A 21,743-nucleotide genomic window follows, 5' to 3' on the forward strand; every position below is an offset into this window, starting at 1 on the left:
GGGGGGGCTGGGAGGGGGAGAGCCCCAGTCGCGGTGTGCGATCCTTGCAGATCATGATCTTCGTCTTCCGTAGAGCGTCCATGAGGCCTTCCCCCTCCCGGCCGTCCCCGTAAGACGGGGGAGGTGCATGAGGGCTCCGACGATGCCGCGCGGCATCAGCACCATGCCCCCGATCAGCAGCACGGCATAGAGCAGGCCCGACAAGCCTTTGCCCAGGCCCGCGATGAGGTCCGGGAAGAATTGCAGGAACAACCCGCCCACGATGGCGCCGACCGGCGAATACATGCCGCCGATCACCAGGCCGAACAGCATCTGCACCGACATCGCGAAGCTATAACCGGTCGGACCGACATAGCCGTACTGGTAGGAGGCGAGACATCCCGCCAGCGCGAGGTACGCACCGGCGATGCCAGAGATCGTGGCGCGCACCTGGATGACGCGGATGCCCTGTGCAGCGGCGGCAAGGTCGTTGTCGCGCGCCGCCATCAACGCCCGGCCAGAGCGGCTTGCAATCATGTTCCCAGCAAGCCAGACGCCGGCCGCCAGCAGAACGAGCGCCATCATGAAGTTCCAACGGTCGGCGCTGATGCCGCCGGGCGGCGTCGGGAAGTCGAGATAGAGGCCTTGCACACCGCCGGTCCATTGCTCGATCAGGCGCCAGCGCAGGAGTTGCGGGAAGGCGATGGCAAAGGCGTAAGTGACCAGCGCCTGCGTCCACAGGCTGTGTCCGCCGGCAATGCGGCCCAGTCCCCAGCCCGCGGCGTAACCCATCAGCAGCGCGGCCGGCAGGCCCCAGTAGACCGACAGCGGCGTGTGGGTGCCGATCATCGCCGCGCTGTAGCCGCCGACACCGAACAGGGCGGCCTGGGCGAAGGAGAACTGGCCGCTGACACCGCACAGCAGCACCAGACCCAGCAGCGCGATCGCCCAGATCAGGGCCTGGGTGAAGCGGAAGACGATGAAATCCGGGAAGCAGAATGACAGGGCGGCCGCCGCCACGAAGCCCATGGTCCACACGGTCCGCATGGCGTTACTCTAAGCGACAAACGACAGCTTAGGGAGTGGAACGATGAAGCTCAGGCAGTGCGTCTTCGTCTGCAAGGACCTCGAAAGCTCGCGTGAAGAACTGTGCGACATCCTTGGGATCGAGGTCGCCTATCGCGATCCCGGCGTTGCCAAGTGGGGCCTGGTCAACGTCGTCTGCCCGATCGGCCATGACTTCCTCGAGATCGTCACACCCGAGCAGCCCGGCACTTCGGCCGGCCGCTACATCGAGCGGCGCAAGGGCGACGGCGGCTACATGGTGATCATCCAGGTGCACGACGCCAAGGCCGAGCGGGCGCGCGTCACGGGCTTGGGCGTACGCGCCGTCGCCCAGAAGGATCTCCCAGAATATAACTACACCCACTTCCATCCGTCCGACACGTCGGGCGTGCTGCTGTCGCTCGACACGACCTTCGCGCCGCCGGGCGTCGATCCCAAACTGTGGTGGCCGCCGGCCGAGAAGGACTGGCTGAAGCATGCGCGCTCGGACGTGACCAACGGGCTGGCCGGCGTCGAGATCCAGGCCGAGGATCCGGGCAAGGCCGCCGCTCACTGGTCCAAGCTGCTCAATCGTCCGGCGAAGGACGACATCATCCGCCTCGACGATGACGGCGAGATCCGCTTCACGCCGATCGTCGACGGGCGCGGGCCCGGCGTGTCGGCCTACGACGTCAAGGTGGTGGACCGCGAGCGCGTGCTGGCCGCCGCCAAGAAGCGGTATCGCGACCGCGGGCCGGCTCAGATCGAGGTCTGCGGCTGCCGAATCAACCTCGTGTGACGCGACACCAGGAACAGCAATACGCCGAGGTTCAGGAAGTTGAAGGCGATGCCGGTCGAGAAGGCTGGCAGATAGCCGCCGAACTGGTCATAAAGCATGCCCGCTCCCCAGCCGCCGCTCGCCATGCCCAAAAGGCCGGCGAACATGACCGTGGGAATGCGCCAGTTCGCTTCGTGGGCCGAGAAGCAGTCGCGGATGACGATCACGTAGGCCGGCAACAGTCCCGACAGGCCGAAGCCGAAGGCGGCTGAGACCACGAAGAGGGCGGCCATGTCCTTGGTCACCAGGAAGCCCGCGAGCGCCGTCGCTTGCACCAGCGAGCTGAACAGCAGCGTGTGGAAGCCGCCGATCCGGTCGCTCAGCCAGCCCCAGAACTGACGCGCCAGAAAGGCAACGCCCAGCAGGACCGACAGCATGGCCGCGCCGTATTGCGAGGCGAAGCCCAGGTCGCCGCAGTAGGCCACGACGTGGTTCATCGGCATGGCCATGGGCACGCAGCACGAATAGACCGCGATCATCAGCAGGACCATGAGCAGATTGGGCGGCAGGCCCAGCGTCGAATCGCGCCGCTGCCCGTTTGCGGCACCGGCCGCCGTGGCCGATGGAGCGATCGGTGCGGGGTGCAGGAAGATCATGGTGAGCGTCGCACCCGACACCAGCACGAAGCCGCCGAACCACAGCATGGTATGGCGCCAGCCAACCTCGTCGATGCCGAACTGCAGCAGGGGCGGCCAGATCGCGCCGGCGACCGTCTGTCCCGAGGCGATCAGCGCCACCGCCGAGCCGCGGCGTCTCTCGAACCAGAGACTGACGTAGGTGAGCAGCGGTGAGAACATGCAGGAGGTGCCGAACAGGCCCATGAAGATGCCGTGGCCGAGATAAAGCTCGGCCATCCCGCCCCATGACGAGAGCGTCAGACCCAGCGCTACCATGGTCGAGCCGAAGATCACGATGGGCCGGATGCCGAGCCGCCCGGCCAGCCAGCCGGCGACGATGCCGCCGAAGGCTGCGCCGACGTAACTGAGCGAGCTTGCGCCGGCGGGCGCGGCGCGGCTGGTCTGAAGCTCGGCTGCAATCTGCTTCATGGCCACCACGACGACCAAGGGCGCGCCGTAGGCGATGGTCATGATGGCCAGCGCCGCGCTCGCCGTGATCCAGGCGGCGCGGCTGTCGAGCACGGTCTTCATAGCGCGTCGACCTCGCGCGTCAGGCGGCGGACCGTGTCGACGGAAACCTGCTTGGCCAAGGCCGTGTGGGCCTGCCGCCATGCGGCGAGGGCGGCTTCCAGGCGGCGCGCGCCTTTTTCGGTGAGCCACACCATGCGCTTGCGCTGGTCGCTTTCGACGATCGCGATCTCGACCAGGCCGTCGGCTTCGAGCGTGCGCAAGGTGCGCGACAGGGTCGACTGGTCGAGGCCCATGCGCGCGGCCAGCGCGCTCACCGTGTCGTCCTCGGCCGAGGCGATCTCGGCCATCAGGCCGAACTGGGAGAAGGAGACGCCGGCTTGGGCCATGCGCTCCTCCATGAACTGCGTGGCCCGCCGGGCGGCCTGCCGCAGGTTCCAGCCGGCGCAGGTCGCCAGCGCCGACCGGGCGTCGGAGCGCAGCGTTTTCGGGGCTTGTCTATGCTTGGTCATTATCATATGTATATACATAGAATGTAGATGCATGGAAAGTGCCATGAAGCCAATCCTGATCGTCGGCAGCTACCTGTCGCCTTATGTCCGCAAGGTCCTGGCCTGCCTGGAGGTAAAGGGCATGGCCTACGAGGTCGACCACATCGTGCCGTTCTTCGGCGACGACCGGTTCTCCAGGCTGAGCCCGCTGCGGCGCATTCCGGTGATGGTCGACGGCGATCTCGTGCTGTCGGACTCCTCGGCGATCTGCCAGTACCTCGAGGACAAGCAGCCCGATCCCGCGCTGCTGCCAAAGGACATCGCCGATCGCGCCCGCGCGCGCTGGCTGGAAGAGTTCGCCGACACCCGCATGGGCGACGTCTTCATCTGGCGGTTCTTCAACCAGATCGCCATCCGGCCGTCGGTGTGGGGCGAGAAGGGCGACCGCGAGATGGTGGATCGCACACTGAAGGAAGAGATCCCGACGGTGCTCGACTATCTGGAAGGTGAGGCGCCGGCTGACGGCTTCCGCTTCGGCAGCACCCTGTCCGTTGCCGACATCACCATCGCTGCATTCTTCCGCAATGCCGGCTGGGTGCGCTTCCAGATCGATGCCGGCCGCTGGCCCAAGACGGCCGCCTGGATCGCCCGCGTGCTCGCCTCACCGCCGCTCGCCAAGCTGGCGAAGATCGAGGACGCAGTGCTGCGCGTGCCGATCGCCGAGCAGCGCAATGCGCTCAAGGCGATGGGCGCTCCTGTCAGCGCTGAAACCTATGCCGGTCCCGCCCCTCGCCGAGGCATCATGCCTGTCTAGTCTCTTGCCGGGCCGCGGGCCTGGAGGCCCGCGGTCCGGCAAGATAGAAAGCACTCGTGAAACGCATCCACCCCTTTGTCTGGGGCCATCTTGCCGCCGCGCTGATCGTGGGTGCCGGTGTCGGCGCCACACTCGATGTGCAGGCGGCCATCATGGGCGCCATCATGTTGGCGGCCGGGGCGGTCATCAGCTCGACCTTCTGCTGGTGGAAGCCAGGCCTCGACGCGCCGGCCTGGCAACTGATCCCCGTCGCCATCCTTGCCAATCCGTTGATGCTGGTGGCGCTGGGCTTCATCGCCGTCGATGCCGACTGCGTGCTCGGCAACAAGCGAGGCTGGGACTGCCTGGGGGCCGCCATCGCCATCATTGTCGCCGGCGCCTGCCTCGTGCCTCCGTTCGGCGGCTGGCTGTGGCGCTGGTGGAAGCAGCGCCGTCACCCGCGCGGCGTTTGACGCATGCGGCGAATCCATCCTTTCGTGTACGGCCATGTGATCGGCGCCTTCGTTGTCGGCTTGGTGAGCGGCGCCACGCTCGACCTGAAGGCGGTCGTGGTGTTCAGCAGCGTGCTCGGGGCCAACGCCGCGATTGGCTCGCTGATCTGTTGGTGGCGGCCGGGCTTTGAAGCCGCCGGCTGGAAGCTCTGGCTTGTAGCGACGTTCGTCAATCCGCTGATGCTGTCGGCCATCGCCTTCTCGGTCGACCAGTACGACTGCCTGGTCGGCCAGCGCACCGGCTGGAATTGCATGCTGTCCGACGCGGGGCCGCTCGTGGTGGCGGCCTGCCTGCCGTCACCGCTGATCGGTCTTGCCGTCCGCTGGTGGCGGCGTAGGGCCATCGTGGCCTGAGGCCCATCACGTGGTCCTGCCTCAGGCGGCGACCGCCCGGGCAAGCCGGCCGCGGATCATCTCCTCGGCCTCGCTGACGATGCGTTCGACCAGCTCCTTGCAGGTCGGGATGTCCTGGATCAGGCCCATCACCGTGCCGGCCGACCAGATACCGTGCTCGAGGTCGCCGGTCTCGTAGACCACCTTGCCGCGCGTGCCGGCGACGATGGGGCCGATCTCCTGGATGGTCTTGCCCTCGTGCTCCATCTCGATCGCCTTCTTGGCCACCGAGTTGCCGTAGACGCGGCTGGTATTGCGCATGGTGCGGAAGATCAGCGATGTCGAGCGCTCGTCGCTCGAGACCAGGGCAGCCTTCACGTTGTCGTGGATGGGCGCTTCCTTCGTGGCCATGAAGCGCGTGCCCATGTTGATGCCCTCGCAGCCCAGCGCCAGCGCCGCCACGAGCCCGCGCGCATCGCCGAAGCCGCCCGAAGCCAGCATCGGAATCTTGATGACGTTGGCCGCTGCCGGCAGCAGCACCAGGTTGGGGACGTCGTCCTCGCCGGGATGGCCGGCGCATTCGAAGCCGTCCATCGAGATCGCATCGACGCCCGCCTTCTCGGCGGAGATGCCGTGGCGCACCGAGGTGCACTTATGGATCACCTTGATGCCGGCATCCTTGAGCTTGGGCAGGAACGGCTTGGGATTGTTGCCCGCGGTCTCGACGATCTTGACGCCCGATTCGACGATGGCGTCGATGTATTCGCCGTAGGGCCGCGGCACCAGGGTCGGCAGGATCGTGAGGTTCACGCCGAACGGTTGGTCGGTCATGTCGCGGCAGCGCTTGATCTCCTTGCGCAGATCATCCGGCGTCGGCTGGGTGAGGCCGGTCAGGATGCCGAGACCGCCGGCATTGGACACCGCCGAGGCGAGTTCGGCGCGGCCGACCCATTGCATGCCGCCCTGCACGACCGGGTGCTTGATGCCGAACATCTCAGTGAAGCGCGTCTTGATCATCTGGCCGTCTCTCCCCACGGGATTCCTGTTGCGGCCAGCATTAGCGAACCTCGCCGGCGCGCACTAGCCCCGGAACGGCCTTCCGCTCAGCGGTCTATGAGACGAGCGACGCATCCAGCGTGATGTTGGCCTTGAGCACCTTGGACACCGGGCAGCCCGCCTTGGCCTTGGCGGTCAGCTCTTCGAACGTCGCCTGGTCGATGCCGGGAATCTTCGCCTGGAGGGTGAGATGAACGGCGGTGATGGCGAAGCCGCCGTCGACCTGCTCGAGCGTGACCTTGGCCGATGTGTCCATCTGCTCGGCGGTGAACTTGGCCTCGCCCAGGATCAGCGACAGCGCCATGGTGAAGCAGCCGGCATGGGCGGCGCCCAGCAGCTCCTCGGGATTGGTGCCTTTCTTGCCCTCGAAGCGAGAGGCGAAGCCGTAGGGATAGGCGCTGAGCGCGCCGCTCTCGGTCGTGATCGAGCCCTTGCCGTCCTTGAGGCCGCCGGCCCAAGCGGCAGATGCACTGCGATTGATCTTCATGGTCGTCCCTCGTCGGTTGGATGCCTGAGACTAGGCATCGCACGCCAGCGTGTCAGTCAGACGAAGGTATGGTCAGCGCGCGTCGAGCCAGGCCAGCACGTCGGCGCGCGTTGGCGCCCGGGCCTGCAGGACGTCGGCGAAGGCGCCGACGATGGTGAAATGATCGACTTTCTCATAGAGCCTGAGCGCAATGGGTGCGCGGGCAGCCTGCCAGGCGGCGGCCAGCCGCTCGCTGTTGCGTGGCGTCACCAGGTGATCGTCGGTACCATGCAGCAGCAGCGCCGGCGGCAGCGGCGCCCTGGCATGGCTGATCGGTTGGATCGCCGCATTGTCGGCGCTGTCGAAGACGTCGCGCAGCCAGCTGTAATTGCGCGGCTGAAAGTCATAGGGACCGGAGATGCCGATCAGGCCGCCGAGCTTCAGGCGATCAACTGCAACGGCGCGCAGGTAGATGGTGTTGGCAGCCAGCATGCTGGCGATGTAGGCGCCGGCCGAGTGACCCATCAGAAAGAGCTTCTCGCTGCCGAAGCGCCGTGCCGACCAACTGACGGCCAGTGCTCCATCCTGGATGAAGGCCGGATAACGAACGTCAGGGAACAGCCGGTAGTCGGCAACCACGACACCGACGCCGCGCGAGGCCAACGCCTGGCCCAGAAACAGGTAGTCCGCCTTGTCGCCCTGCCGCCAGGCGCCGCCGTAGAAGAACACCACCGTCTTGCCGTCGCTACGCGGCGCAACCGGCGCGTAAAAGTCCAATCTCTGGCGCGGCAACGGACCATAGGGCAGGTCGGCCTCGAGTAGGTAGCCGGTGCGCGGCACCGTGGCATTGAGAACGGCGGCGGCCGGCGAGCAGCCGCCCGTCAGCGCTGCCAGACCGCCGATGACGGCTCCGCGACGCCCGATCATGTCATGCTTCCAGTGCTCCTGCCGTGGCCAGACCGTCCGTCGGCATTCCGGCGATTTTGTGGACGTCCCGGCTCAATGCGCGCCGAGCCAGTCCACAACGTCGGCGCGCGTCGATGCCCGGCCGCTCAGCAGGCCCGACAGGGCGGCGACGACGTCAACATGGCCGACGTCGGGATAAAGCTTCAAGTCCACGGATGCTCCGGCCGCGCGCCAGGCGGCGGCGAGGTTCGTGCTGTTGCGCGGATAGACGATCGTGTCGGCCGTGCCGTGGATCAGGAGGGCCGGCGGCAATGGCGCCTTGGCGAAGGTGATGGCCTCGATCTCGGGATTGTTCGCCCCACCGAAGATCTCGATCAGCTTCGCCGACTTCAACGGCAGGAAGTCGTAAGGACCGGAGAGGCCGATCGCGCCGCAGAGTTTCGTGCGATCGACACCGGCGGCGCCAAGATAGGATGTATTGGCCGCGAGCATGAGCGCGATATGGGCGCCGGCCGAGTGACCCATCACGAAGATCTTGTCGGTGCCGACGCGATCGGCGGTCCAGCGCACGGCCCGTGCGCCATCATCGACGAAGGCGGGAAAGCGCACCGCGGGATAGAGCCGATAATCGGGAATGACGACGGTGTAGCCGTTCGATGCAAGCGCCTGGGCGACGAACAGGTAGTCGCCTTTGCTGCCGGAGTCCCAAGAGCCCCCATAGAAGAAGATCACCGTCTTGCGGTCGGCAGGCGGCTTGTCGGGTCGGTAGAGATCGAGCTTCTGGCGTGGATCGTTTCCGTAGGCGATGTCGGCTTCGCGCGTAAAGCCCTGGCGCGAGACAGTGACGTTGAGCAGCGTCGCTGGCGAGCAGCCGCCGAGCAGACCCGCGAGGCCGGCAAGAAGACCTCGCCGGGCCACGGTCATGTAGACGCGATGTCGCGCACCTGCTCGGCCAGCGCCAGCGAGGCGGTAAGGCCCGGCGATTCGATGCCGAACAGGTTTATGAGCCCGGGCACGCCATGATCGACCGGTCCCTGGATGACGAAATCCTGGGCGGGCGCGCCCTGTGGCACGGTCTTGGGCCGGATGCCGGCATAGCCCGGCTGCAGTGCGCCGTCCTTGAGGCCGGGCCAATAGCGGCGCACGGCGGCATAGAACCTGTCGGCGCGGTGCGGGTCGACCGTGTAGTCGATGCCGTCGATCCATTCGACGTCGGGGCCGAACTTGGCCTGCCCGCCCATGTCGACGGTGATGTGCACGCCCAGCCCGCCCGGCACGGGGACGGGGTAGATCAGGCGCGAGAAGGGCGAGCGTCCGGTCAAGGTGAAGTAGTTTCCTTTGGCGTAATACGCCTGGGGCACGCGGTCGGATGGCAGGCCGACGATTTTTTTCGCCAAGGTCGGTGCATGCAGACCGGCAGAGTTCACGACCAGCCGGCAGCGCAGCTTCATGGGCTCGGCGCCGCCGACCTCGAGGTCGATGCCGGCATTGGCGACGCACGCGGTCTCGACGGGGCTGTGGAAGGCGTACATGGCGCCGCAGGACTCGGCGTCACCCTGCAGCGCCAGCATGTAGGAGTGGCTGTCGATGATGCCGGTGCTGGGCGACAGCAGCGCCGCGGTGCATTGCAGGTTGGGCTCCATCGCCATCGCCTCGGCGGCGCTCAGCAGGCGCATGCCCTCGACGCCGTTAGCTTCGGCGCGGCCTTTGATCTCGGTGAGCTTCTCGCTCTCGGCCTCGTTGGTGGCGACGATCAGCTTGCCGCAATTCTGGTGCGGTACGCCGTGCTCCTTGCAATAGGCATAGAGCAGGCGCCGGCCGGCGACGCAGGTGCGCGCCATCAGGCTGCCCTTGCGATAGTAGATGCCGGCGTGGATGACTTCGGAATTCCGCGAGCTGGTCTCGGTGCCGATGCCCTCGGCTGCCTCGACGACGATGACCTCACGGCCGGCAAGGGCAAGGGCGCGGGCGACGGCCAAGCCGACGACACCTGCGCCGATCACAACGCAGTCGACGGTTTCATACGGGGACGAAGTCATGGGCGCATGCTAGTAGATTGGCGTGGTCAAGCTAGCAAGACGTACGCTGGGGGCGCGCCACTCCAGTGGCGCGATTATCGTTCCAGTCAGGCAAAGACGCGCGACTGGAGTCGCGCGCCCCCAGCAATGAACGGCGCGCTTGTAACGGGAGGGGCCGTGCGGGTCGGGCGCGCATTGGCGATGGCGCTGGCGGCCGACGGCTATTTCGTGTTCGTCCACCACAATCACTCGACTGCCGAGGCTCGCCAGACGGTAGCGGATATCGTCGCCGCGGGCGGCAAGGCCAAGGCGGTGCGCGCCGACCTTTCCTCGGCCCGTCAGGCCGAGGCGCTGGTCGGCAAGTGCAGTGCGCGGGGCGTGCAATTGACCTGCCTGGTCAACAGCGCCTCGCTGTTCAAGCTCGACCGCGCACCGACCGCCAAGGCCGACGACTTCGACCGCCACATGGCCATCAACCTCAGGGCGCCCATGCTGCTCTCGCAGGCGCTGGCGCGGCAGCTGCCGGACGGCCAGACCGGGGTGATCGTGAACCTGCTCGACCAGAAGCTCTACAACCTCAATCCTGATTTCCTGACCTACACGCTGTCGAAGGTCGGCCTGCAGGGCCTGACCAAGCTCTTGGCCCAGGCCTTCGCGCCGCGGCTCAGGGTGGCCGGTATCGCTCCCGGGCTGACGCTGCGCAGCGGCAGCCAGACCGATGCGCGCTTCGCCGAGCAGCATGCCGACAATCCGTTGCGCGTCGGCGTCACCGTCGAGGACCTGGTGCGGGCTTTGCGCTTCATCCTGCAGACACCGACCTTCACCGGTGACACGCTGATCGTCGACAGCGGCGAGCATCTGACAGGGCGGCCGCGCGACGTCGCCTTCGATCGCAAGGGAAAGGCGTGACATGGCCCCCGACCTCGCTCGCCGCATCTTCATCCGCGACTTCCGCCTGCAAGTCTCGATCGGCATCCACGATTTCGAGAAGGAGGGGCCGCAGACGGTGGTCGTCAACGTCGACCTGCTGCTGGCGCCGGCCGACAAGGCGCACAACGATCGCATCGCCAACGTCTTGAACTACGACACGGTGCATGACGGCATCACGGCGCTGGCCAAGAGCCGCCACTTCAACCTGCAGGAAACGTTGGTCGATGCCATCATCGACCTGTGTCTCGCCCAACCTGGCGTGATCGAGGCGCGGGTCTCGACCGAGAAGCCCGACGTCTACAAGGATTGCCGCGTCGGCTACGAGGCCGTGCGCCGCCGCTGATGGCCGATCGCGGTCACACGCTGGTCGCCTTTCCGGCGATGATCTTCGTTGGCGCGAGCTGGGGCGCCAACGTGCCCGTCAGCAAGGTGATGCTGGCGCATTTCGACCTGATCCCGATGTCGGCCATCCGTACCGCGGTGGCGGGTGTGGCGCTGGGCGTGCTGCTCCTGCTGGTCGAGGGCGTGAAAGCCCTGCGCATCGACCTGGATTTTCGCCGCTTCGCCTTGCTCGGCCTGATGATGGGCGGCTTCTTTGCCGTCTATACGCTCGGCCTGCAGTTCAGCAATCCGATCACCGCCGCCACGGTGGCGGTCGCGGGCCCGCTGGTGTCGGCCGTCACGGTGCGGCTGGTGACGGGGCTCAGGTTCGATCCCGGTTTCCCGGTGGCGCTGGCGCTGACGTTGCTGGGCGGGGCAATCCTGGTCTCCTCGACCTTGGTCGGCGGCAATGGGCCGATGACCTTCGGCGGCGGCGAGATCGTCGTCCTGCTCTCCAACTCGATCTGGACGCTCTACAGCATCAAGGCGCAGGTCTGGTTCGATCGTGCGAGCCAACTCCATCGCGCCTACGTGGCGTCGCTGTCAGCCTTCGGCTGGACGATGCTGCTGAGCGTGGTGTTGATCGCGCTCGGCTGGTCGCGCTCGCCGCTGGCGGTGACGGATGGCTGGGCGTGGACGCAGCTCATCGGCATCGCCTTGCTGGCTAGCTCGCTCGGGAGCTACTTCTGGAACATCGGCGCCAGCCGGCTGGGCGTGGCCGTCGCCTCGCTGTGGGTCAATCTCGTGCCGTTTTTCGCCGTATTATGGTCAATGGCTTATGGTTTCGTGCCCAATGCCTACCAGATCGTGGGCGGCCTCGTGGCGCTGAGCGGCGTGGTCTATATGCAATGGCGCAAACTGGGTACCGCTCGCTGATGACCGCTGGACTGAAGACAAGGAATTGCCGCTGGATCGATGTGCGAGGCGCCGTCGACGAACGCGGCCGCATCAATTTCTTCGAAGCCGGCCGCGATCTGCCGTTCCATCCCAAGCGGCTGTTCTGGCTGCACCACATCGCGCCGGGCCAATGGCGCGGCCGTCACGGCCATCGCGAGTCGGAGCTGGTGTTCGTGCCCCTGCATGGTGGCTGCCGCGTCCATCTCGACGACGGCCGGACCAAGGAGACAGTCAGCCTGGACGATCCGGCGCGCGCCCTTTTCGTCGGCACCTGGGTGTGGCACGAGCTCACGGATTTTGCCGAAGGAGCGGCCATCATGGTGATCGCCTCGACCTACTACGAGGACGCCGAGTACCTGCGCGACTACGACGTCTTCAAGCGCGAGGTGGCCCTCCAGGACGCAGGGGGCCGGCCATGATCCCCTTCCTCGACATGAAAGCGGTCTATGCCGAGCTGAAGCCCGAGCTCGACGCGGCCTTCGCGCGTGTCATGGAATCGGGCTGGTTCGTGCTCGGCAAGGAGGTCGAGGCCTTCGAGGCCGAGTACGCCGCCTTCTGCGGCACCAGGCACTGCGTCGGCCTGGGCAACGGGCTGGAGGCGCTGGAGCTGGTGCTGCGCGGCTGGGACCTCGGCGCCGGCGACGAGGTGATCGTGCCGTCGAACACCTACATCGCCACCTGGCTGGCGATCACGGCGGTCGGCGCCAAGGTCGTGCCGGTCGAGCCGACGCCCAACGGGCCCAACATCGATCCCGAGCGCATCGCCGCCGCCGTCACCTCGCGCACCAAGGCGATCATGCCGGTCCATCTCTACGGCGAGCCCGCCGACATGGACGCCATCATGACGCTGGCGCGCAAGCATGGGCTCAAGGTGGTCGAGGACGTGGCGCAGGCGCAGGGCGCCAAGGTGCGCGGTCGGCGCGCCGGTGCGCTGGGTGACGCCGGCGCCCACAGCTTCTTCCCGACCAAGAATTTCGGTGCCTTCGGCGATGCCGGCGCCGTCACGACCGACGATGCGAAGCTCGCCGACCGGCTGCGCGTGTTGCGCAACTACGGCAGCAAGGTGAAGTACGTGAACCTCGAGCGCGGCTTCAACTCACGCCTCGACGAGATGCAGGCTGCCTTGCTGCGCGTGAAGTTGCCAAGACTCGATGCGTGGAACGAGCACCGCCGTCGCCTCGCGGCACGCTACAATGACAAGCTAGCGGGCATTCCCGGCCTCGGCCTGCCGCGCGCGCCACAATGGGCCGAGCCGGTGTGGCATCTCTATGTCGTGCGCGCGGAGCGCCGCGCCGAGCTGATGGAGGCGCTGGACAAGGCAGGCATCGGCTCGCTGATCCACTATCCGATTCCGCCTCATCTTCAGGCCGCCTACGCCGATCTCGGCCTCGGCAAGGGATCGTTTCCCCTTGCCGAGAAGCTCGCCGAGACGGTGCTCAGCCTGCCGATGGGGGCGCACATGCCCGAGACGGCCGTCGACGAGGTCGCGGCCGTCCTTCGGGCGACGTTAGGCTGAACTACCAGCCGGTCCGCTCGGGACCGTCGTGGATGCCCTGGTAGTTGCGGTAGTAGTCCCACTTCGACGAGTACACGTTCGACTTCTGGAAGCTCGGCTGGTCGTAGGTGTAGTAGGTGGGCGCCGGCGTGGTGGTGACAACGGTGGCGCCCGGCGCGCCGTAGTAGGTCGTGGTACCCGGCGCGTAGGCATACTGCTGCCGCGGGTAGTAGGTGCGCTCCTGTACCGAGCAGGCGGCCACCGAGGCGGCAAGTGCGGTAAGGACGACGATCGAGCTGGCGGACTTCATGGCGATCTCCTCATTCGAATTGTTCGATTGCCACGTCAACCCGCTTGCCGCTCGACGGTTCCCAAAATGGTGAAAATCGCCACAATGCGGCCATCGTCATGTGAGGCGGAGCGAATCGAGCCATGAAAATCGGCGCTGTCATGTTCTTCACCACGGGTTCCATGCAACCCGCGCCGTTGGCGCGCGCCATGGAGGAACGCGGCTTCGAATCGCTGTGGGTTCCCGAGCACACGCACATCCCCTCATCGCGCAAGTCGGACTATCCAGCCGCGGGCGGCCTCGTGCAGGCCTACTACGAGCTGATGGACCCGTTCCTGGCGCTCAACACGGCCGCGACCGTCACCAGCAAGTTGAAAGTCGGCACCGGCATCGCACTCGTCACCCAGCGCGATCCCATCGTCACCGCCAAGATGGTCTCCTCCATCGACCAGCTCTCCCGTGGGCGCTTCCTGTTCGGTGTCGGCAACGGCTGGAACCAGGACGAGATCGAGAACCACGGCACGGCCTTCGCCAGCCGCCACAAGCTCGCGCGCGAGCGCGTCGAGGCGATGAAGGCGATCTGGGCGGAGGAGGAGCCCGAATACCACGGCGAGTTCGTGAACTTCGACAAGATGAAGCAGTGGCCCAAGCCGTTCCAGAAGCCGCACCCGCCGATCATCGTCGGTGGCGCCTTCCCCTTTGCGGCGCGGCGTGCCGTGCGTTATGGCGACGGCTGGATCCCGCGCGACGACTGGCTCGACCGCGACGGCATAGAGGTGCTCGACAAGTTTCGCGCCATGGCCAAGGAGGCCGGCCGCGATCCAGCGAGCCTGTCGATCAGCACCTTCCGCGTGCCGCCCGATCTCGAGCGCCTGAAACGCTATCGCGAGCTCGGCATCGACCGGGTCGTCTTCTCGCTGCCGGCCGAGAAGGAAGACGAGAACATGCCCATCCTCGACCAGTGGGCGGAGCTCAAGCGCCGGCTTGGTTGAACGTCATGCCCGGATAGATGCCGCTGTTGTGGTGGTACGGCTCGCCCGGCATGTAGCCGCCCTTGCGGGCGATATAGGGGTCGCGGTCGCAGCCGATGAGCAGGGCAACCGCGATAAAAAGCGCGATGTACCTCATGGCGATTCAACTCATCCAAGCCCGAGTCGTTCCCCGCGATATGCCCCGCTCATGACCCGTTCCCACCAGCCCTTGTGGTCGAGGTACCAGCGAACGGTCTGGCGCAGCCCGTCCTCGAAGCTGTGGCGCGGCCGCCACCCGAGCTCGCGGCGGATCTTCGAGGCGTCGATGGCGTAGCGGGCATCGTGGCCCGGGCGGTCGGTGACGAACTCGATCAGCCTCTCGTGCGGGACATGCGGGCTCCCGGGCACCATCTCGTCGAGCAGGCGGCAAATGCCGAGGACGACGTCGATGTTCTTGCGCTCGCTGTCGCCGCCCACGTTGTAGGTCTCGCCGGGCCGGCCCTGGCGCAGCACCAGGATCAGCGCCTCGGCATGGTCCTCGACATGCAGCCAGTCGCGCACGTTCTCGCCCTTGCCGTAGACCGGCAGCTTCTGGCCGCGCAACGCGCGGATGATGACGAGCGGGATCAGCTTCTCGGGAAAATGATAGGGCCCATAGTTGTTGGAGCAGTTGGTGGCGAGCGTCGGCAGGCCATGCGTGTGGTGCCAGGCGCGCACCAGATGGTCGGACGCAGCCTTGCTGGCGGCATAGGGCGAGTTCGGCGCATAGGGCGTGGTCTCGCTGAACTTGCCGGTAGGTCCCAGCGAGCCGAACACCTCATCGGTCGAGATGTGCTGGAAGCGGAAGCGCCCGCGGGCGTCGGCGTCGAGCTTGCGCCAGTAGACCAGCGCGGCCTCGAGCAGGGTATAGGTGCCGCCAACATTGGTGGCGATGAAGGGGGCGGCGCCGTCGATCGAGCGGTCGACGTGGCTTTCCGCCGCGAGATGCAGCACGGCGTCAGGTTGGAATGTCGCGAAGACGCTGTCGACTGCGGCGCGATCGACGATATCGACCTTGAAATGGGTGTGCCGATTGCTGTCGCGTGCTTCGGCCAATGATTCGAGGTTGCCCGCGTAGGTGAGCTTGTCGACGTTGGCCACCGTCCAGTCGGTGTCGCGGATGATGTGGCGCACGACGGCCGAGCCGATGAACCCCGCGCCGCCGGTGACCAGGATCTTCATGCCCGAGTGACTAGACCGCGATCAAGGCGGCGCCAAGGCGCCGCCGTTCGGTTCAGCCATGCCGCAGGATCTGGCCGAGGAAGAGCTTGGTGCGCTCGTTCCGCGGGTTGGCGAAGAATTCCTCGGGCTCGTTCTGCTCGACGATCTCGCCTCGGTCCATGAAGATCACGCGGTCGGCCACGGCGCGGGCGAAGCCCATCTCGTGGGTCACGACCAGCATGGTCATGCCCTCGCGGGCGAGCTCGACCATGACGTCGAGCACTTCCTTCACCATCTCGGGGTCGAGCGCCGAGGTCGGCTCATCGAACAGCATGATCTTGGGCCGCATGCAGAGGGCCCGGGCGATCGCCACGCGTTGCTGCTGGCCGCCCGAGAGCTGGCCGGGATACTTCAGCGCCTGCTCGGGGATGCGCACCCGCTTCAGCAGGTTCATGGCGATCTCCTCGGCGTCCTTCTTGGGCATCTTCTTCACCCAGATCGGCGCCAAGGTCAGGTTGTCGAGGATGGTGAGGTGCGGGAAGAGGTTGAACGACTGGAATACCATGCCGACTTCGCGGCGGATCATCTCGATGTTCTTGACGTCGTTGGTGAGCGGCACGCCGTGCACCACGAGGTCGCCGGCCTGATGCTCCTCGAGGCGGTTGATGCAGCGGATCAGGGTCGACTTGCCCGAGCCGGAGGGCCCGCAGACCACGATCTTCTCGCCTTCCTTGACGTCGAGGTTGATGTCGGAGAGCACGTGGAATTGCCCGAACCACTTGTTGACCCCGCGGAGCGTGATCACCGACGGTGCGTTGCTGAGGTCGCGCGCGGTAGCGGCCATGATCTGATCTCCTCGGCCGCCTAGCGGCGGGTTCCCTTGTTGAGCTCGACCTCGAGGTACTTGGAGTACCGCGACATCGAATAGCAGAAGCAGAAGTAGACGAAGGCGGCGAAGAGATAGACCTCGCCGGGATAGCCGGCCCAGGCGGGATCGACCAGCGCCTGGTTGGCGGTGTTGAGGAAGTCGAAGATGCCGATGATCAGCACCAGCGAGGTGTCCTTGAAGAAGCCGATGAAGGTGTTGATCAAGGGCGGGATCACCACGCGCAGCGCCTGCGGCAGGATGATCAGAGCGGTCTTCTGCACATAGTTCAGGCCCATCGCGTCGGCCGCCTCGAACTGGCCCTTGGGCAGGGACTGCAGGCCGCCGCGGATGATCTCGGCGATGTAGGCGCCGGCGAACAGGATGACGGCGACCTGGGCGCGCAGGAACTTGTCGAAGGTGACGCCGGTCGGCAGGAACAGCGGCAGCATGACCGAAGCCATGATCAATAGGCTGATCAGCGGCACGCCGCGGATCAGCTCGATGAAGCCCACGCACAGGCCCTTGATCAGCGGCAGGTTGGAGCGCCGCCCCAGCGCCAGCAGGATGCCGTAGGGGAAGGCGAACAGCAGCCCGTAGGTGGCGAGGATCAGCGTCACTGGGATGCCGCCCCACAGGCCGGTCTCGACGTAGCTGAAGGGCGCGATCGGCAGCTTCCAGTTCGGCAGGACACCGACGACGAGCAGCACCAGTCCGGCCAGGCCGACGGCGGCGAGCGCGCGATAGAGGTTCATCTCGCCGGCCTGGGCGATGCCCTTGCGGAAGCCCATGCCGACGCCGCCGATCGCCAACGCAATGGCCAGGAACAAGCTGAGCGGGATGTGGAGCTGACCGAACATCAGCAGGAAAGTGAAGAACGAGCCGATGCTCCAGATCGCCAGCAACCGCCATGGCTTCCACATGCGCCGGTCAGAGGTGGTGACCAGCATCGCCAGCATGATCACGACGGCGAAGAAGGGCCGCCATTGCTGGTCGAAGGGGAAGGTGCCGAAGAAGATCAATCGCCACTTCTCTCGGATCAGCGCCCAGCAGGCGCCCCCGCCACGGCACTCTGAGCCGGTCGAGGCCGTGAAATTGGCGGTGAACACCGCCCATTCCAGGAACCACGACAGGATCCAGGCCATGGCCACGATCAGCACCACCGTGGTGATGGCGTTGCCCCAGCTCGAGAATAGATGCTTGCGGGCCCAGCCGAAGGGGCCGCTGTCATCTACCGGAGGGGCGAGTTGCTTGCGCTCGCCGACAGGCATGTCGGTCATGGCTCAGCGCTCCCTCAGGGCGATGCGTTTGTTGTACCAGTTCATGAAGGCCGAGATCGACAGGCTGACCGACAGGTAGGCCGCCATGATGATCAACACGTTCTCGATCGCCTGGCCGGTCTGGTTGATGGTGACGTTGATCGAGGCCACCAGGTCGGGGTAGCCGATGGCGATGGCCAGCGAGCTGTTCTTGGTGATGTTGAGATACTGGCTGGTCATCGGCGGCACGATCACGCGCAGCGCCTGCGGCAGCAGCACCAGCCGCATCGCCTGGCCGCGGCTGAGACCAAGCGCGGCGGCGGCCTCGCTCTGGCCCTTGTGCAGCGCCAGGATGCCCGAGCGGACGATCTCGGCGACGAAGGCCGAGGTGTAGAGCACCAGGCCGAGCAGGAGCGCGGTGAACTCCGGCTGGATGACAGTGCCGCCGTCGAAGTTGAAGCCCTTGAGCTCCGGCCAGCTCATGTGATGCGGCGCGCCACCTAGCAGCCACACGATGAACGGCAGGCCGATCGCCACGCCGAAGCCTGCTGAGATCGACGGGAAGGGCTGGCCGGTCAGCTCCTGGCGTTTCTTCGCCCAGCGTTGTAGCCCCCACGCGCCGGCGATGCCGACCAGCAGCGCGACACCCATCCATTTGTAGATCGGATCGGCAACCGGCACCGGGAAGTAGAGACCGCGGTTGGACAGGTAGACGGTATTCCAGAACGCGCCGATCGCCTGTCGCGGCCCCGGAAATGCCTCGCTGATCAGCTTGTAGAACAGGAACAGCCAGAGCAGCAGCGGCACGTTGCGGAAAGCCTCGACGTACCATTCGCAGATCTTGGCGAGCAGCCAGTTGTTCGACAGCTTGCCGACACCGATCGCCGTGCCGAGGAAGGTCGCCATGATGACGCCCAGTACGGAGACCTTCAGCGTGTTCAGCAGGCCGACCCAGATGGCGCGGGCATAAGTGCTGGCCGGCGAGTAGGCGATCATCGTGTCGCCGATCTCGAAGCCCGCCTCGCGGTCCAAGTAGTGGAAGCCGCTGGCGATCTTCTGCCGCTCCAGATTGTCGATGGTGTTTGAAACGAGGTACCAGGCGAGCAGGCCGACCAGGCCGACCACGACGATCTGGAAGACCCAGCCGCGGATGACGGGGTCGTTCCACGGCGCCACTTTCACGCGCGGCGCGGAGCTCAATGCCTCGACTGCCATCCGCTCTTTCCCCCTGCCGGCCGCGGTTGCTCCGTGGCCTTCGACGAATGATCTTAGCCGCAGTGTAAGAGGGAATTTCGCACTTGCAACCAGCCAAACGGGGGAACGTCAGCAGTCCTGTCGCGGTCTGATTCTTGCTGGCCAGAGCGGCCGATTTTTCAGCGAATCGGCGGTGCGTAGAGGATGCCGCCCTTCGTCCATTGTGCGTTGAGGCTGCGAGGAATCCCAAGCGGCGAGCCGCTGCCCAGGTTCCTGTCGTAGCTTTCGCCGTAGTTTCCCACCTGCTTGACGACGTTGTAGAACCAGGTGTCCGGCAGGCCGAGTGCCACCCCGATGCCCGGTGTGACGCCCAGCGCGCGCATCATGGCCGGGTCGTTGCTCATCAGCATCCGATCAATATTGCCCGACGTGACGCCGTACTCTTCGGCGGCGATCATCCCATGCAGCGCCCAGCGCACGATGTTGGCGAAGGCATCGTCGCCGTGACGGACCACGGCGCTGAGCGGCGACTTGGAAAGCGCCTGGGCCAGGATGACATGGTCATCCGTTTTCGAGGGGATGGTCGCGAGCATGGCGTGAAGCGCCGAGAAGTCGGCCGTCAGTGCGTCGCAACGGCCGGCGAGGTAGGCGGTCCTGGCCTCGCCGGCCCTGGCGATCGCCACCTGCCTGAACTTCAGGCGGGCGGCGGCGAAGTATTCGGAAAACGAGCTCTCGACCGAGCTGCCCCGCTGCACGCAGATCGCGGCGCCCCCCAGCTGCCTGGCATGCCGGACACGGAGCTTGCGCGGCACGACGATTCCCTGGCCGTCGTAGTAGTAGATGCCGGCGAAACTCACACCCAGCGCGGCAGCATAGGTCAGCGTGTAGGTCGAGTTGGCCGCCAGCACGTCGACGTCGCCCGCTTGCAAGGCGGGTAGATGGAACAACGGTGTCAGGGGAACGTACTTTACCTTGGCGGCATCGCCGAAGGTTGCGGCTGACACGGCGCGGCAAACATCGACGGCCAGGCCCGACCATCGGCCCTGATTGTCGAGCTGCATGAAACCGAGAACGCCCGCGTCGACCCCGCATACGAGGTGTCCGCGGGCGCGGACGGCGTCGAGCACCGGTCCAGCGTCGGCAACCGACGCGACCAGGACGATCGCCAGTCCAGCCGCAGTCGTCAGCGGCCGAACCCAAGAGGTCGGCTGCACCATTCGGCCCACTCCGAATGTGGCCCGCATACACCGGCGGCGACCGGGCCGCGGGATGGACAAACTCTCCTTGCTACGTAGGGTGGCACATCGTCAGGGATGGCACAAGGGACGTATATGCAACCTTGGCGAGTGTAAGCTCAGATGCCGGAGGGCGCTATGGTCTTGCCGGACCGCGGGCCTCCAGGCCCGCCTCCCGTCATCCTGAGCGTAGCGAAGGATCTCATGCCGTTTGCAAGCGGCGATGAGGCCCTTCGCTACGCTCAGGACGACAGAGTATGAGCGGGCCTGGAGGCCCGCGGTCCGGCAAGACTACCTATGCCGTGGATCCCGCGGCGAATGCGATCGCCGCGGCCGGCATGATCCTGCGCATGACCGTCCCCTGCCACGCGCTCGGGATGACAGTTTTTCTACCGAATCGGAGGCGCGTACTGCAGGCCGCCCTTCGTCCACAGATTGTTCAGGCCACGGTCGATCTTGAGGATGGAGCCCTGGCCGACATTGCGCTCGAAGCTCTCGCCGTAGTTACCGACCTGCTTGATGATGTTGTAGACCCACTTCTCGTCGACGCCGAGCGCCTTGCCCATTCCCGGGGTGACGCCAAGGATGCGCTTGATGCTGGGGTTCTCGCTCTTCAGCATCTCGTCGACATTCTTGGAATCGATGCCGTACTCCTCGGCCTCGATCATGGCGTACTGCGTCCAGCGCACGATGTCGGCGAACTGGTTGTCGCCATGCCGGACGGCCGGCGCCAGCGGCTCCTTGGAGATGATCTCCGGCAGCACGATGAAGTCCTCTGGCTTGGCCGGTGCCGGGACGTTGGCGGCGCGGGTCGCGTAGAGGCTCGAGGAATCGTTGGTGTAGACGTCGCAACGGCCCGAGAAGAAGGCAGCGCGCACTTCCTCGACCTTCTCGATGACCACCGGCTTGAAGGTCATCTTGTTGGCGCGGAAGTAGTCGGCGAGGTTGAGCTCGGTAGTGGTGCCGGGGGCCACGCAGACGGTGGCGCCGTTCAGCTCCTTGGCGCTCTTCACGCCGAGCTTCTTGTTCACCAGGAAGCCCTGGCCGTCATAGTAGGTGACCGCGGTGAAATCGAGGCCGAGCGCCGTGTCGCGCGTCAGCGTCTCGGTGGTGTTGTTGGACAGGACGTCGACCTCGCCCGACTGCAGGGCGGTGAAGCGCTGCTGCGACGTCAGTCCGACGTATTTGACCTTCTCGGAGTCGCCGAAGATCGCCGCTGCGATCGCCCGGCAGACATCGACGTCGAGGCCGACCCATTTGCCCTGGCTGTCCTGCATCATGAAGCCCGCCGTGCCGGTGCCGACGCCGCACACCAGCGAACCGCGAGCCTTGATCGCATCGAGATCCTTGCCGGCCATGGCGCCGGTCGAAAACACGGTCGCGGCAAATCCAGCTGCCGCCGCCAATAGTACATTGCGCATTGAAGCCCCTTTTTGCGTTTTCTCCCAAGGAGGAGTGTCAGCCCTCGGGGACTTGCAAGCAACAGGCCAAATGAAGAACGGGTTG

26 protein-coding genes are annotated in these 21,743 nt (G+C 66.0%); 10 read left to right on the top strand and 16 right to left on the bottom strand.

Annotated elements, in window-relative coordinates:
* Positions 1-51: 51 nt before the first annotated feature.
* Positions 52-1,026: a branched-chain amino acid ABC transporter permease gene (locus RSO01_RS22705; protein ID WP_147151746.1), complete on the bottom strand. Its 975-nt coding sequence runs from the start codon at positions 1,024-1,026 to the stop codon at positions 52-54.
* A 43-nt stretch (positions 1,027-1,069) separates the two neighbouring features.
* Between RSO01_RS22705 and RSO01_RS22710 the strand changes: the two genes are divergently transcribed.
* Positions 1,070-1,822: a VOC family protein gene (locus tag RSO01_RS22710; protein ID WP_147151747.1), complete on the top strand. Its 753-nt coding sequence runs from the start codon at positions 1,070-1,072 to the stop codon at positions 1,820-1,822.
* On the opposite strand, the gene RSO01_RS22715 is transcribed toward RSO01_RS22710, so the two are convergent.
* Entirely contained in the window at positions 1,783-3,009 is a 1,227-nt protein-coding gene (locus RSO01_RS22715) for an MFS transporter (RefSeq protein ID WP_170303281.1), read from the bottom strand. The two genes, RSO01_RS22710 and RSO01_RS22715, sit on opposite strands and share 40 nt — an antisense overlap.
* Positions 3,006-3,458, bottom strand: coding sequence for a MarR family winged helix-turn-helix transcriptional regulator (locus RSO01_RS22720; protein ID WP_170303282.1), 453 nt, complete (start codon positions 3,456-3,458; stop codon positions 3,006-3,008). Before RSO01_RS22720 ends, RSO01_RS22715 begins: the two co-directional genes overlap by 4 nt.
* Before the next feature lie 43 nt (positions 3,459-3,501).
* On the opposite strand from RSO01_RS22720, the gene RSO01_RS22725 reads away from it, so the two are divergent.
* The 3 genes from RSO01_RS22725 to RSO01_RS22735 are packed head-to-tail and all read left to right on the top strand — an operon-like array spanning position 3,502 to position 5,096.
* Entirely contained in the window at positions 3,502-4,251 is a 750-nt protein-coding gene (locus tag RSO01_RS22725; protein ID WP_147151750.1) for a glutathione S-transferase family protein, read from the top strand.
* 56 nt (positions 4,252-4,307) lie between these two features.
* Complete coding sequence (locus RSO01_RS22730) at positions 4,308-4,703, top strand: hypothetical protein (RefSeq protein WP_147151751.1); 396 nt, start codon at positions 4,308-4,310, stop codon at positions 4,701-4,703.
* Between the two features lie 3 nt (positions 4,704-4,706).
* Positions 4,707-5,096 (top strand): hypothetical protein, encoded by a 390-nt coding sequence (locus RSO01_RS22735; RefSeq protein ID WP_147151752.1) that lies wholly within the window; start codon positions 4,707-4,709, stop codon positions 5,094-5,096.
* A 21-nt stretch (positions 5,097-5,117) separates the two neighbouring features.
* Here RSO01_RS22735 and RSO01_RS22740 read toward each other — a convergent pair whose 3' ends face one another.
* From RSO01_RS22740 to RSO01_RS22760, 5 genes are all read right to left on the bottom strand, one after another.
* On the bottom strand, positions 5,118-6,092 hold the full coding sequence (locus tag RSO01_RS22740; protein WP_147151753.1) for an NAD(P)H-dependent flavin oxidoreductase: 975 nt from the start codon (positions 6,090-6,092) through the stop codon (positions 5,118-5,120).
* A gap of 94 nt (positions 6,093-6,186) precedes the next feature.
* Positions 6,187-6,618 carry an OsmC family protein gene (locus RSO01_RS22745; RefSeq protein WP_147151754.1) on the bottom strand — a complete coding sequence of 144 codons (432 nt, stop codon included), beginning with the start codon at positions 6,616-6,618 and terminating at the stop codon, positions 6,187-6,189.
* 72 nt (positions 6,619-6,690) lie between these two features.
* Complete coding sequence (locus RSO01_RS22750) at positions 6,691-7,524, bottom strand: alpha/beta hydrolase (RefSeq protein WP_147151755.1); 834 nt, start codon at positions 7,522-7,524, stop codon at positions 6,691-6,693.
* A 72-nt stretch (positions 7,525-7,596) separates the two neighbouring features.
* On the bottom strand, positions 7,597-8,427 hold the full coding sequence (locus tag RSO01_RS22755) for an alpha/beta hydrolase (protein ID WP_147151756.1): 831 nt from the start codon (positions 8,425-8,427) through the stop codon (positions 7,597-7,599).
* On the bottom strand, positions 8,424-9,542 hold the full coding sequence (locus RSO01_RS22760) for an NAD(P)/FAD-dependent oxidoreductase (RefSeq protein ID WP_147151757.1): 1,119 nt from the start codon (positions 9,540-9,542) through the stop codon (positions 8,424-8,426). Before RSO01_RS22760 ends, RSO01_RS22755 begins: the two co-directional genes overlap by 4 nt.
* A 126-nt stretch (positions 9,543-9,668) precedes the next feature.
* On the opposite strand from RSO01_RS22760, the gene RSO01_RS22765 reads away from it, so the two are divergent.
* Genes RSO01_RS22765 through RSO01_RS22785 form a run of 5 tightly spaced genes read left to right on the top strand, consistent with a single transcriptional unit; the run spans position 9,669 to position 13,245 of the window.
* Complete coding sequence (locus RSO01_RS22765; RefSeq protein WP_147151758.1) at positions 9,669-10,430, top strand: SDR family oxidoreductase; 762 nt, start codon at positions 9,669-9,671, stop codon at positions 10,428-10,430.
* 1 nt (position 10,431) lies between these two features.
* Entirely contained in the window at positions 10,432-10,794 is a 363-nt protein-coding gene (locus RSO01_RS22770; RefSeq protein WP_147151759.1) for a dihydroneopterin aldolase, read from the top strand.
* The gene (locus RSO01_RS22775) at positions 10,794-11,708 is read left to right on the top strand and encodes a DMT family transporter (RefSeq protein ID WP_147151760.1); all 915 of its coding nucleotides are present in this window, start codon (positions 10,794-10,796) and stop codon (positions 11,706-11,708) included. The genes RSO01_RS22770 and RSO01_RS22775 overlap by 1 nt, the downstream gene beginning before the upstream one ends.
* Positions 11,708-12,148, top strand: a complete 441-nt coding sequence (locus RSO01_RS22780; protein ID WP_170303283.1) for a sugar 3,4-ketoisomerase — start codon at positions 11,708-11,710, stop codon at positions 12,146-12,148. Before RSO01_RS22775 ends, RSO01_RS22780 begins: the two co-directional genes overlap by 1 nt.
* Complete coding sequence (locus tag RSO01_RS22785; protein WP_147151762.1) at positions 12,145-13,245, top strand: DegT/DnrJ/EryC1/StrS family aminotransferase; 1,101 nt, start codon at positions 12,145-12,147, stop codon at positions 13,243-13,245. The genes RSO01_RS22780 and RSO01_RS22785 overlap by 4 nt, the downstream gene beginning before the upstream one ends.
* A 1-nt stretch (position 13,246) precedes the next feature.
* Here RSO01_RS22785 and RSO01_RS22790 read toward each other — a convergent pair whose 3' ends face one another.
* Positions 13,247-13,534, bottom strand: a complete 288-nt coding sequence (locus tag RSO01_RS22790) for a hypothetical protein (protein ID WP_147151763.1) — start codon at positions 13,532-13,534, stop codon at positions 13,247-13,249.
* Between the two features lie 122 nt (positions 13,535-13,656).
* Between RSO01_RS22790 and RSO01_RS22795 the strand changes: the two genes are divergently transcribed.
* Positions 13,657-14,505 carry an LLM class F420-dependent oxidoreductase gene (locus RSO01_RS22795; RefSeq protein ID WP_147151764.1) on the top strand — a complete coding sequence of 283 codons (849 nt, stop codon included), beginning with the start codon at positions 13,657-13,659 and terminating at the stop codon, positions 14,503-14,505.
* Here the strand turns inward: RSO01_RS22795 and RSO01_RS47470 are convergent.
* The 7 genes from RSO01_RS47470 to RSO01_RS22825 form a co-directional block, all read right to left on the bottom strand.
* Positions 14,486-14,641, bottom strand: a complete 156-nt coding sequence (locus tag RSO01_RS47470) for a hypothetical protein (protein ID WP_170303284.1) — start codon at positions 14,639-14,641, stop codon at positions 14,486-14,488. The two genes, RSO01_RS22795 and RSO01_RS47470, sit on opposite strands and share 20 nt — an antisense overlap.
* Positions 14,642-14,652: 11 nt before the next feature.
* Entirely contained in the window at positions 14,653-15,705 is a 1,053-nt protein-coding gene (gene rfbB / locus RSO01_RS22800; RefSeq protein ID WP_147151765.1) for a dTDP-glucose 4,6-dehydratase, read from the bottom strand.
* A 52-nt stretch (positions 15,706-15,757) separates the two neighbouring features.
* Positions 15,758-16,528, bottom strand: a complete 771-nt coding sequence (locus RSO01_RS22805) for an amino acid ABC transporter ATP-binding protein (protein WP_147151766.1) — start codon at positions 16,526-16,528, stop codon at positions 15,758-15,760.
* Between the two features lie 20 nt (positions 16,529-16,548).
* Entirely contained in the window at positions 16,549-17,829 is a 1,281-nt protein-coding gene (locus RSO01_RS22810) for an amino acid ABC transporter permease (RefSeq protein WP_246158676.1), read from the bottom strand.
* A gap of 3 nt (positions 17,830-17,832) precedes the next feature.
* Positions 17,833-19,023: an amino acid ABC transporter permease gene (locus tag RSO01_RS22815; RefSeq protein ID WP_147151767.1), complete on the bottom strand. Its 1,191-nt coding sequence runs from the start codon at positions 19,021-19,023 to the stop codon at positions 17,833-17,835.
* Positions 19,024-19,181: 158 nt separating this feature from the next.
* Complete coding sequence (locus RSO01_RS22820; protein ID WP_147151768.1) at positions 19,182-20,219, bottom strand: amino acid ABC transporter substrate-binding protein; 1,038 nt, start codon at positions 20,217-20,219, stop codon at positions 19,182-19,184.
* A gap of 407 nt (positions 20,220-20,626) precedes the next feature.
* A complete protein-coding gene (locus RSO01_RS22825) occupies positions 20,627-21,658 on the bottom strand; it encodes an amino acid ABC transporter substrate-binding protein (protein WP_147151769.1) in 1,032 nt (343 codons plus the stop codon).
* Between the last annotated feature and the right edge of the window lie 85 nt (positions 21,659-21,743).

The organism is Reyranella soli (assembly GCF_007992495.1).
GTDB lineage: Bacteria > Pseudomonadota > Alphaproteobacteria > Reyranellales > Reyranellaceae > Reyranella > Reyranella soli.